This window comes from Acinetobacter sp. PFS20, from assembly GCF_052261015.1.
Lineage (GTDB): Bacteria > Pseudomonadota > Gammaproteobacteria > Pseudomonadales > Moraxellaceae > Acinetobacter.
In genome coordinates, this window is record NZ_JBPVZE010000001.1 from 2,387,860 (window position 1) to 2,400,446 (window position 12,587).

Genomic DNA, 12,587 nt, shown 5'->3' on the forward strand with positions numbered 1-12,587 from the left:
TCGATGGTTTGCAGATGAAACAGTATGTTCAACAGACAATTAAACTTGGCACTGCATCAGTTTTAGGTGTAGTGGTCGCTATTCAAATGGGATGTTCATCAGCAACATCAAAACAATCAGAAGAAATTACAGTCTATACGGCAGTGGAAGCCGACCAGCTGAAGCAATACCAAGAGGAATTACATAAAGCCTATCCTGAACTGAAAGTAAAATGGGTACGTGATTCAACTGGTGTAATCACCGCTAAACTTTTGGCAGAGCAGAAAAACCCACAAGCGGATGTGGTTTTTGGTGTGGCTTTAACCAGTTTGCTGGTCATGGAAAAGAAAGACATGCTTCAGCCTTTTAAACCAGAAGGCATCCAAAATTTAAAACCAGAATTTGTCAGCCAAAAACCTGTACCGACTTGGATGGGTATGGATGCATGGGAATCTGCAATTTGTGTCAATAAAGTCGAATTAGAAAAACGTAAGCTACCGATTCCAAAAACTTGGAAAGATTTAACCAACCCGATTTATAAAAACTTAATTGTGATGCCAAATCCAGCCTCAAGTGGTACAGGTTATTTAGATGTCACAGCTTGGATGCAAATTTGGGGTGAAAAGCAGGCATGGGACTATATGCAGGCTTTGGATAAAAACATTTCACAATATCCTCATTCGGGTTCAAAACCTTGCAAGATGGCAGCACAGGGTGAAATTCCAATTGGTGTTTCTTTCGGTTATCCGGCATTTAAATTAAAAGCAGAGGGTGCACCTTTAGAAGTGGTTTATCCAACAGAAGGTTTAGGCTGGGAAATGGAAGCCTCAGCAATTGTGAAAGGAACCAAGAAATTAAGTAGCGCACAAAAATTTATAAATTGGTCGGTAAGCAAAGCGGCAAACGAAGCTTATGCACATAACTTTTCAATGGTGGCTTATAAAGGCATTGAAAATACCACTATGGACTTCCCGAAAAATCTTCCTCAAATGCTCGTAAAAAATGATTTTTATTGGGCGGCCGAGCAGCGTGAACGTATTTTGGCTGAATGGTCAAAGCGTTTTGAAAAGTGATCTTTTGGATAAGGGCCTCATTATGCAAATACCTTCGTTATTGCAGTCATCGCTGCTAGGTCAAAACCAAAAGGGTGAGTTAGCAGGGCATTTACTGTCGTCATTAACGACCTATAAATATCCTGAACATGGTCCGTCGGTTCTAGAAGTGGTGGATATACAAAAAAAGTTCCAACACTTTCATGCCCTAACGCATATTAATTTAGACCTGAAAGCTGGCGAGTTCGTGAGCTTTTTGGGACCTTCTGGATGCGGTAAAACTACTTTACTACGCATCATTGCGGGTCTAGAAAAACCTGATTATGGAAAGGTTATAAAAAAGGGCACGGACATTACGTTACTCAGTGCTGAAAAACGTCACTGTGGCATTGTGTTTCAGAACTATGCGTTATTTCCAAACTTAAATGTAGAAGAAAATATTGCTTTCGGCTTAGACAAAAAAAAGTGGGATAAGGCACAACGTAGCCAACGGGTTCAACAGTTATTAGAACTAATTGAGTTACCTGATATTGCAAAAAAGTATCCCAACCAATTATCAGGCGGGCAGCAGCAACGTGTTGCGCTTGCTCGGGCAATTGCACCGAATCCAGATATTTTACTGTTGGATGAACCCTTATCTGCACTCGATGCACAAGTGCGTCTAAACCTAAGACAAAAGATCCGTTCGATTCAAACGCAGCTTAATTTACCAACCATTATGGTCACACACGATCAAGAAGAAGCTTTAAGCATTTCTGACCGTGTGGTTGTCATGAATCATGGTGTCATTGAACAAATTGATACGCCGCACAATATTTACTACAAGCCACAAACCCAATTCGTTGCAAAGTTTATTGGCACCATGAACTTTTTGATAGCCACTTGTTCAGGCGCCAATCAGCTCGAAGTTTTAGGTTTTATTCCTTTAAATTTGGAGCAACAAAAACTTAAAGCAGGGCAAAGCTACAGGATTGGTTTTAGACCCGAAGCTGTCGAGTTAGTTGATGATTTTGGTAGTGATAAAGAATCATTGTATTTGCCAGTTAAAGTATTAAGCACCGAATTTTTAGGCGCAAAACGTCGTTTGTTTTGCACTATTCATATCGATGGAATTGAGCAGGCAAAACACCTGTTGCAAATTGAAATTGAAAATACCAAGTTCAAAACTTTGCAAGAACTCATGTTTATAAAAGTGCCTAATCAGCTCATTCATATCTTTGACGAACAAGGGTACGCACTATGTTAAATGAAGCTGCATCAGCGGTTTTAAAAACACAGCCGCGTCGAAAAACTGAATTTTCATTAAGATCAAATATTGCTTTGGCTAGCGTCGCAATTGCTTTGACTTTAGCGATTATTGCTCCTTTAATGATGCTGTTTGAAACCGCATTTTTTGATGAAAATCAAAATTTTGTTGGCCTTGAAAATTTTTATCATTATTTTGGCAGTCCAGCTTTACTTAGCTCTGTATTTAATTCGGTGTGGGTTGCTTGTACTGCTACTGTCATTACAGTATTGCTTGCCAGTATTTATGCTTTTGCACTCACCAATGTGAATATAAAAGGTAAAGGCTTCTTTAAATTGGTGGCTTTTTTACCTATTTTAGCGCCGTCACTTTTGCCTTCTTTGGCATTGGTTTATTTGTTTGGTAAGCAAGGCGTATTAAAGCCTTTACTGGGCGATATACAAATTTATGGCCCAATCGGCATTTTAATCAGTTATTGCTTTTGGCTATTTCCAGCAATTTTGATGTTGATGATGGTGTCTTTTCGTAGTGTCGATCAGCGTTTAATTGAAGCCTCTTTGTCGCTCGGCAAAAATATCTGGAAGACACATTACCATGTCACATTACCTGCAATTCGCTATGGACTCATTAGCGCAAGCCTAGTGGCTTTTATTTATGTATTAACCGATTTCGGAATTCCGAAAGTCATTGGCGGTTCATTTAACATGATGGCGCTTGATGTCTATAAACAGATTATTGGTCAGCAAAACATGAGCATGGGTGCGGTAATTTCCATCTTGTTATTGCTACCAGCAATTTTTGTGTTCATTTTTGATCGCATACAAAGCAAGCGGCATGCATGGTTTCAAGCTTTTCAGGCTAAACCTTATGTTTCAGCCCCGAATAAAAAACTTGAAGTCATTCTGAGCCTATTTTGTGGTTTGGTTTCAGGTGCAATTTTACTGATTATCTTTACGGCTGTGCTGGCGTCATTCATTCAGTCTTGGCCTTATGATTTGTCTTTAACTTTAGCACATTACAGTTTTGAATATGTCGATGGCGGCGGTTGGGCAGCGTACTTTAACTCGGTTCGTATGGCACTCTTTAGTACGGTTGTGGGCACGGCACTTATTTTTATGGTGGCACTGTTAACCGAACGTTTTAAAGCACATCCATTCATTAAAAACTATGTACAAGCTTTGGTTTTATTGCCACTCGCTGTGCCGGGATTGGTCTTGGGTATTGCTTATATTTTGTTTTTTAACCAGCAAAGCAACCCATTAAATGTGCTGTATGGGACCATGACCATTTTGGTGATTTCAACCATTGTGCATTATTACACCGTGCCACATCTTACTTTAACCAATGCCATTAAACAGATTCCGCTACAACTCGATCAGGCAGCACAAACTCTAGGAACATCAAAATGGAAAACCTTTTGGAAAGTGTATTTGCCCATGTGTTTTCCAGCGCTATGCGATGTATCGGTCTATATTTTTGTGAATGCCATGACCACTGTATCGGCTGCGATTTTCCTCTATTCACCAGACACCAGTTTAGCGGCGGTGGCGGTTTTAAATATGGATGATGCAGGCGATACGGTTGCTGCTGTTGCCATGAGCATTCTCATTTTAACCACCTCATGTGTTGTAAAACTTATTCATTGGTTATTTACCAGAAAAAATATGGCAAGAAGTCAGCAATGGCGTGAAAGTGCTCAATAAGTTTAGCTAAACAAAATTTTTATTTAACCGACTGAAATGAAAATGCTTTGTTCAACAAGGCAAGGGTTTATTCATCCTAAATTTCGCAAATTGGAAGTCTTATGAATCACGCACAGTTTGATTTAATTGTTGTAGGAGCCGGTATTTTAGGTTTGTCCGCTGCCATACAAGCGCAAGAACAAGGCTTAAAAGTTTGTATCTTCGAGAAAAATGCTCAACCAGTGGGGGCAACTCGTCGTAATTTCGGCATGGTTGGAACATCAACCTTAACCCATCCTGAACAGCAGTGGCGAAAGTACGCACTTGAAACGTGTTCTTTTTATCAGCGTATTCAGGCTGAAACCGATATTTCCTTTGCTCAACGCCAAGGTATTTATCTCGCAAACACTGCACTTGAATGGCAGGTTTTAAAAGAGTTTGCCGAGCGTGCAAATCATTACCAAATTCCAGTTCATTTGCTAAAGCATGATGAACTGGTCACCCAATTTTCTTATTTAAATCCCGAACAGCAGTTTCAAGGCGGCTTGGTTTTTGAAGAAGATTATTCGGTCGAACCACATGTGATTGGGCAACGGCTATTAGCTTATGCACAAAGAAAAGGTGTGGTGATCTATACCAATGCATGTGTAGTACAGACCGAATACCAGCAGAAAAATTGTCAGGTTCATCTAGCAAATGGCGAGATTTATCAAGCGAATAAAGTTTTGATCTGTCACGGTGAAGTGATTGATGTTTTATATCCAGAGTTGCTGCAAAGTTTGAACTTGAAACGTTGTGGCTTACAAATGGCACTGACTCAACCATTTCAACAAAAATTAAATGCTTCTCTTTATTCAGGCTTATCTATCTCTCGTTATCCAGCTTTTGAAATTTGTCCGAGTCATCATGAGCTGGTCCAAGCATCGCAGCAGGGGCTGATCAAAGAATTTGGTATTCATATTTTAATTAAACAAAACGAATTTGGCGAACTGATTGTAGGCGATAGCCACGAATATCATTCGATTAATGAAGCGCCTCAGTTCGAGCAGCGTGAAGATATTAATGAGTTTATTCAAGCCTACTGCCATGAAAAATTAGGGCTGACTTTACCTCCAATTCAAAAACGCTGGAATGGTTATTACCTGACCCATGAACATGATTTGGCATGCGTCACTGAAGCTGAAAAAAACATTTTTCTAGTGAGTGCAATTGCTGGTAAAGGCATGACCACAGGGGCTGGCTTTATGAAAGATATATTAGAACAAAATATTTACTAGTTTGTCATCTGGTTTAAACCAGATTGATGTATATTGAAATGAACGCGTAAGAAATGAGTAACATTATGAACATGCAACCCCAACTAGATATGGATTTAGAGAACAAGTATTTGCTTCTAACGCCAGGCCCGTTATCAACATCGGCGACAGTACGCCGTGCCATGCAAAAAGACTGGTGTACTTGGGACCAAGAATATAATTCGCTTGTACAAGATATCCGCTCTCGATTGGTCAATTTGGCAACCAGTCAGCCTGAAAAATATACGGCTGTGCTAATGCAAGGTAGTGGTAGTTTTGCCGTGGAGTCTGTACTGGGTTCAGCTATTCCGCATGATGGCAAAATCTTGATTATCAATAATGGCGCTTATGGTGCACGTATGGTGCAAATGGCGCGTTGCTTAAATATTGAAGTGATCGAGCTGAACTACTTAGAAACTCAAACACCAGATTTACAAGAGATTGAACGCGTTTTACAAGATAAAACCATTAGTCATGTTGCTTGTGTGCACTGTGAAACTACCACAGGAATTTTAAACCCGATTCAAGACATTGGCCGTTTAGTTAAATCGGCAGGGAAAATCTGGATTGTAGATGCGATGAGTTCATTTGGCGGTGTGCCAATGGATATGGCTGAACTTGAAATTGATTTACTAATTTCAAGTGCGAATAAATGTATTCAAGGTGTTCCGGGCTTTGGTTTTATTTTGGCGAAACGGGATTGCCTAGAAGCGTGTAAAGGTTTGGCACGTTCGGTTAGCCTCGATTTATATGACCAGTGGAACACAATGGAGCAGCATAATGGTAAATGGCGGTTTACCTCGCCAACCCATGTGGTACGTGCATTTTATCAAGCATTACTTGAGCTTGAGGCAGAAGGCGGAGTTGCTGCACGGAATCAACGTTATTTACAGAACCAACAAACCTTATCTCAAGGTATGCAACAACTCGGCTTTGAGTTGGTACTTGGTGAAGAGTGCCCACAATCACCAATTATCACCACATTCCTTTACCCGACAGTTGAAACATTTAGCTTTCAGTCATTCTACGAAACCTTGAAAAAATCAGGCTACGTGATTTATCCGGGCAAAGTCACTGACCTCAACTGCTTCCGTATAGGCAATATTGGCGAAGTTTATATTCATGACATTGAAGGGCTTCTTGCTGCGATTGAGAGTTACTGTAAAAGTCACCTAAATCAAGCTGTAACAGCATAGTTTTTATTAAAATATTTGAATTAAAGGAAATACATCATGACAACCAACAATACACAAATTCAGGCTGTTGTTTTTGACTGGGCAGGTACAACTGTAGATTTCGGCTCACGCGCACCAATTTTGGCTTTTATGGCGTTATTCAAAGATAATAAAGTTGAAATTACGGTTGAAGAAGCGCGTGCTCCAATGGGTTTAGAAAAACGTGATCATATTGCTGCCGTTTTAAAAATGCCGCGCGTAGCAGCAGCATGGCAGGAAGTATATGGGCAGCCTGCAACAGAGGCAGATATTGACCGTTTATATAAAGACTTTATTCCTTATCAATTGAAATCAATTCCAACATGTTCTGCTTTAATTCCGGGTGCATTGGAAACGTTTGAAAATATTAAAAAGCGTGGTGCAAAAATTGGCAGTAACACGGGATATGCATCTATGATGATTAGTCGTTTGGTTAAAGATGCTGCCGATCAGGGCTATCGACCGGACTGTATCGTTACGGCAAGTGATGTGAAATTTGGCCGTCCATATCCTGAAATGTTATGGAAGAACTTAATTCAACTCGATGTGTCTGACATCAAAACTGTTGTAAAAGTGGATGATACCGTGGTGGGCATTGATGAAGGTTTAAATGCCGGATGCTGGACAGTAGGACTTGCAGTTAGCGGTAACGAAGTCGGTTTAAGCTTTGAAGAGTGGAGTGCATTATCGGCTGATGAACAGATTGTGCTAAAAGATAAGGCATATCAAAAAATGAATGCATCGGGTGCTCACTATGTGATTGATAGTGTCGCTGACTTACCAAATGTGCTCGATGATATTGAACGCCGCTTAGGGCAGGGGGAACGACCTTAAACAAAGTTTAGATCTATAGCTTTTTAAGCGTAGCTCCCTTGGGAGCTACGCTTACCTAAAAAATTAAAATGAAGAGTAGATAAACTCTACATACGTGGAAATAAGGAGCAACTTTAATGAGTAGATTCCTTATTTCTTGCTAACGATCCAAAACATGTGTTTAGTTCGTTAGCACCATCAACCATATAGGCATATGACCTATGTGATAGATCTTTTTATGACTTTTGAGGGTCATATAATTTTTCTTTAATGAATAGAGCTGGTATCACACCACAAATCAGATAAGCTGCACCCATTACCACAAAACCTAAACCAATAGACCCGCCAGAGGCTAAAAATCCAATCGTTGCAGGGGCTAATGCAGCGCCTAAACGTCCGACGTTATAAGCACCACCAATGGCTGTACCGCGAATGGCAGTCGCAAAACTTTCAGTCATATAGGTTGCATTTACGCCATACGGGATGCCATAGAGGAAACCGAAGGTAACGAGTAAATATAAAATATTGCTTGGTGAGTTATAAAAGACGATTAGAGGTAGGAAAATAGCAGTACCAATTGCACCAAATGCATAGGTAAAACGACGTCCTAATTTATCTGCCATCATGCCCGCAAGAACTTTACCTAAAATCATAGCGGTATATGTACCTACCATATAGGCAGTCATTTCTTTAAACTTCATACCCAGTTCACTTTCAAGGTATGACGGCATCCAGTTATTTACGCCATAGTAACCAAACTGTAAGAAGCCAGCTGTTAAAGCCCACAAGATAAACATATTTCGGTTTCGTTTATCTTGGAAAATAAGTTTAAATGCTGAGGTTTTCGATGCGTTTTGAGCCACAACAGGTTGTTGTAGTCGAGATTTTTGCCATGCTTCTGGTTCGGGTACCAAAATATGCATGAGAACAGCAATAATGACTGGAATAATCGCAACATAAAACAGCATGCGCCAGCCATGATCAGGAATAATCCAACCTGCAAGCAAAGTCGCAACAATATAGCCTACGGTCCAGCCAGCTTGTAGCGTGCCGAGTACAGTTGTACGGAAACGTGTTGGTACATATTCGGCCATGAGGGTATTGCAGGCAATATAAAGTGAACCCAAACCAAGTGATGCAAAAAATCTTAAAATACCAAATTGAAGAAAGCTCTGAGTAAAACCTAAGCCACAGGTGAGGAGTGAGAAAATTAAAATAGAAATAACAACAATGCGGACGCGACCAAATTTATCGCACGCCCATCCCCCAAAAATTCCACCAACAGCCATACCTGCCAATGTAAAACTGCCGAGCATACCTGCTTGTACTGAACTTAATCCAAAATCTGCCTTAATACTATTTAAGCTGTAAGACAGCAGCATCAAATCTGCTCCATCTACCAATAGTGCTAGAAATGCAAAAATAAATGCTATTTTCCACGTATGAGGTTGTATACGAGAAAAACCTTCTTTGTAATTTGTAGCCATAATCCATTACCTACATTTGATTGAAAGCACTTCAAGTCGTTTTGAAGTGCTTAAAATTTGATTAAGACGCAGCGCGAATCATGTTTCGGGCAATAATCATTTGTTGAATTTGGGTCGTGCCTTCATAAAGGCGGAACAAACGGACATCGCGATAAAAACGTTCAATCGCATATTCACTGATATAGCCCGCACCGCCGTGAATTTGTACGCAGCGATCAGCGACACGGCCACACATTTCGGTTGCAAACATTTTGGCGCAGGAAGCTTCAGTGCTAACGTTTTTTCCTGCATCACGTAGGCGGGCAGCATCTAAGACCATGCATTTGGCTGCATAAATCTCGGCTTTTGAGTCAGCTAGCATGGCTTGAATGAGTTGAAATTCGGCAATCGGTTGTCCAAATTGCTTACGTTCGATGGCGTAATTTAAAGAATCATCTAACATTCGGATTGCTGCTCCAACACTCAAAGCCGCAATATGCAAACGGCCTTTATCCAGCACTTTCATAGCAGTTTTAAAACCAACACCTTCAACACCACCAATGAGTGCCGAAGCAGGGATGCGGCAATTTTCAAAAATAACGTCACAGGTATGGGCACCTTTTTGTCCCATTTTTTTATCGCGTTTGCCAAGAGAAATGCCGGGAGTTTGGCTATCAACAATAAAGGCAGAAATGCCACCAGCGCCTTTAATATCAGTGTTTGTACGTGCCATGACTGTAAATACACCAGCATGAGGAGCATTGGTAATAAAGCGTTTGGTACCATTTAAAATATAAAACTCACCATCTTTTACTGCGGTGGTTTTTAAAGAGGCAGCATCAGAACCTGCGTCAGGTTCGGTTAAGCAAAAAGAACTGATCACTTCACCACGAGCTAGACGCGGTAAGAAAAATGATTTTTGCGCTTCGGTCCCATCAATAATCAAACCACTTGAGCCAATACCATTATTGGTTCCAATCAGAGAGCGAAAAGCAGGAGAGGTACGACCTAATTCAAAAGCGACATAGACCTCTTCTTCTATCGTTAGGCCAAGACCTTCGTACTCTTCAGGAATGGTTAAACCAAATAATCCCAGCGCTTTCATTTGTTCAACGATGTGTTGAGGAATTTCATCCGTTTCAGCGACTTCATTCTCATGAGGAATTAATACACCTTCAACAAATTGTCGAATCATATCAACAAGTTGATCTAAGGTTTCCTGATCTCGAATCATAGTCTCGTCCTTTTACTACATGCAAAAAACATCAATGTGATGTTCGTAAAATCATCAATATTTGAAGCGATAGTAATCAAAGGATAAACGTAAAACAATATATTTTGAAAATTAATTTCGCAATGCGATACTTTGTTGTTGTTTTATGTTTGCCTAATTTATTGATTTATTTAAGCTATATTTTCTTATGAAAAATCATTATTTTTAGTGGAAAATTAAAGTTTGATTTTTAAAATGAGCTGTGTATATTAAAAATATATATCGCTATGCGAAATTTTAAATGGATAAATTTTCCAATAGGAAATGAGTCACAAAATATAGTGGGATGAAGATGGGTGCTTTAAATGGAATTCGGGTGCTTGACTTAAGTCGGGTATTGGCTGGACCTTGGTGTGGGCAGATTCTCGCCGATCTGGGCGCAGAAGTAATCAAGATTGAAAGACCGAGAGTCGGTGACGATACTCGTTCTTGGGGGCCACCTTGGATGAAAAATGACTCAGGCCAAGACACCCAAGAAGCCGCTTATTACCAGTCCACTAACCGCAATAAGTTATCGGTTGCCATCGATATTGCCAGTTCTGATGGACAAGAGTTAATTAAAGCCCTCATTCAAGACACCGATGTCGTGATTGAAAACTACAAAGCGGGTTCTTTGAAAAAATACGGTTTGGATTACGAGTCTTTATCTGCCATTAACCCTAAACTGGTGTATTGCTCAATTACAGGATTTGGTCAAACTGGCCCAAGAGCACAAGAGCCTGGTTATGACTTTATTATTCAAGGCATGGGCGGACTCATGTCAGTCACGGGTGAACGTGATGATTTGCCGGGCGGTGGGCCACAAAAAGTAGGTGTGGCATTTTCCGATTTAGCCACAGGTCTTTATTCTACGATTGCCATACAGGCTGCTTTACTCAACCGCCATGTAACGGGTTTAGGCCAATACATTGATATGGCTTTGCTTGATGTTCAAATTGCCACAATGGCAAATCAGGGAATGAACTATCTTTCATCGGGTAATATCCCGAAGCGTTATGGCAATGCACATGCCAATATCGTGCCTTATCAGGTATTTAAAGCTTCTGACCGTGATTTTATTATTGCATGTGGAAATGACACTCAGTTTATTCAGCTTTGTAGAAGTATTGGATTACCCGATTTACCAAATGATGCACGTTTTGCCCGAAATGCAGATCGAATCAAACACCGTGAGGAAATTATCGGGATTTTATCAAAACACTTTTTAACTAAAACGGCAGATGAGTGGGTAGATGCAATCTATGCGGCTAAAGTTCCGGTAGGTGTGATTAATAACTTGGAACAAGCTTTCCAAGAGCCGCAAGTGATAGCACGAGAAATGTTAGTCGAGATGAACCATCCTCAACGTGAAAAATTGAAGGTAATTGGCTCACCAATTAAACTTTCTAGAACACCTGTTGAGTACAAAACAGCTCCTCCATTGTTGGGTGAACATACGCAGGCGGTTTTAGGTCGGGTAGTTTCTCCTGAAAAACTAGCTGAGCTCAAAGAAAAGGGCGTAATTGGGTAATTGATTTAAAAGCGGAAGGTTAAAATTATATTTAAAATCAGAAAATAAAATCTTTAATCTTTCGCTTTAATGAGTTAAATGAAGTTATCTTTTAGATGCAGACTCGAATGTTTGCTCTTTTGCTATTTATAGAAAAAATAGATTATAATTTTCGCAGTGCGAAACAAAATATGGATTGGTATGACAATGAATGATGCAGTAGATGCAGAACCGACAGAAAAATTATTAGCGCCGTTAAGGCATGAATTATTACATCCGATTGAAGATATGCAGGATGAAAATGATCGCCAATTTATTACTGCATTAGCACGTGGTTTAGAGCTATTACGTTGTTTTACGCCTAAGCATCAGCATTTGGGCAACCAAGAACTTGCTCAGATGACTGGTTTGCCAAAACCAACCATTACTCGCCTTACACATACCTTGTCGCGTTTGGGTTATATCAAACAAGTACCTAATTCAAGCAAATTCCAGCTTTCAGTGGGTGTTCTTGCGTTTGGTTATTCCATGTTGTCTAACGTATCGATTCGCTCTATTGCTCATCCATATATGAAAAATTTGGCAGACTATGCCGGCGCTGCTGTTGCCATGGCAACACGCGATCGACTGAATATGATTTATCTTGATGTGGTACAAGGCAAAGGCAATATGACCATGCGCCGTCAAGTTGGAACCTATTTACCGATTCATTTAAGTTCGATGGGGCGTGCATGTTTAGCTGCAATGCCTGAAGATGAACGAGAGTTTTTACTTGATGCCATTCGTAGCAAGCACAAAGAAGACTGGATCAAAATTAACCGCGATCTAGACAAAGCGTTTAAAGACTACCAAGATTTTGGATATTGTTTTTCGATCGGTGAATGGCATAAAGATGTCAATTCGGTTGCGGTTCCACTCATTCATGAACAACATGGTTTACTAGTATTTAACTGTGGCGGTCCAAGTTTTATTATGAACCGTGAAAAGCTTGAAGAAGATATCGCACCGCGTCTTTTACATATGGTGAATAATATTCGAACCGAAATTAGCTAAACCAATCTGATTTACTTATAAAAGC

General features: G+C 40.2%; 10 protein-coding genes. 8 read left to right on the top strand and 2 right to left on the bottom strand.

What is annotated here, in order from left to right; translation table 11 throughout:
* Positions 1-14 precede the first annotated feature (14 nt).
* The 6 genes from ACS125_RS11270 (at position 15) to phnX (ending at position 7,302) form a co-directional block, all read left to right on the top strand.
* Entirely contained in the window at positions 15-1,052 is a 1,038-nt protein-coding gene (locus ACS125_RS11270; protein WP_443272163.1) for a putative 2-aminoethylphosphonate ABC transporter substrate-binding protein, read from the top strand.
* Between the two features lie 22 nt (positions 1,053-1,074).
* Positions 1,075-2,277 (top strand): ABC transporter ATP-binding protein, encoded by a 1,203-nt coding sequence (locus ACS125_RS11275; protein WP_174736205.1) that lies wholly within the window; start codon positions 1,075-1,077, stop codon positions 2,275-2,277.
* Positions 2,271-3,980, top strand: coding sequence for a putative 2-aminoethylphosphonate ABC transporter permease subunit (locus ACS125_RS11280; RefSeq protein WP_443272165.1), 1,710 nt, complete (start codon positions 2,271-2,273; stop codon positions 3,978-3,980). Before ACS125_RS11275 ends, ACS125_RS11280 begins: the two co-directional genes overlap by 7 nt.
* Positions 3,981-4,081: 101 nt before the next feature.
* Positions 4,082-5,236: a TIGR03364 family FAD-dependent oxidoreductase gene (locus ACS125_RS11285; RefSeq protein WP_443272167.1), complete on the top strand. Its 1,155-nt coding sequence runs from the start codon at positions 4,082-4,084 to the stop codon at positions 5,234-5,236.
* A 53-nt stretch (positions 5,237-5,289) separates the two neighbouring features.
* Complete coding sequence (gene phnW, locus ACS125_RS11290; protein ID WP_443272169.1) at positions 5,290-6,450, top strand: 2-aminoethylphosphonate--pyruvate transaminase; 1,161 nt, start codon at positions 5,290-5,292, stop codon at positions 6,448-6,450.
* Positions 6,451-6,486: 36 nt separating this feature from the next.
* Positions 6,487-7,302: a phosphonoacetaldehyde hydrolase gene (gene phnX, locus ACS125_RS11295; protein WP_443272171.1), complete on the top strand. Its 816-nt coding sequence runs from the start codon at positions 6,487-6,489 to the stop codon at positions 7,300-7,302.
* Positions 7,303-7,517: 215 nt separating this feature from the next.
* Here the strand turns inward: phnX and ACS125_RS11300 are convergent, their stop codons facing one another.
* A complete protein-coding gene (locus tag ACS125_RS11300) occupies positions 7,518-8,768 on the bottom strand; it encodes an MFS transporter (protein ID WP_191899331.1) in 1,251 nt (416 codons plus the stop codon).
* Between the two features lie 61 nt (positions 8,769-8,829).
* Positions 8,830-9,981, bottom strand: a complete 1,152-nt coding sequence (locus ACS125_RS11305; RefSeq protein WP_443272173.1) for an acyl-CoA dehydrogenase family protein — start codon at positions 9,979-9,981, stop codon at positions 8,830-8,832.
* A gap of 331 nt (positions 9,982-10,312) precedes the next feature.
* Here ACS125_RS11305 and ACS125_RS11310 point away from each other — a divergent pair, with 331 nt between their 5' ends.
* Positions 10,313-11,530 (top strand): CaiB/BaiF CoA transferase family protein, encoded by a 1,218-nt coding sequence (locus ACS125_RS11310; RefSeq protein WP_443272175.1) that lies wholly within the window; start codon positions 10,313-10,315, stop codon positions 11,528-11,530.
* Between the two features lie 186 nt (positions 11,531-11,716).
* Complete coding sequence (locus tag ACS125_RS11315) at positions 11,717-12,562, top strand: IclR family transcriptional regulator (protein WP_013198245.1); 846 nt, start codon at positions 11,717-11,719, stop codon at positions 12,560-12,562.
* Positions 12,563-12,587: the final 25 nt, after the last annotated feature.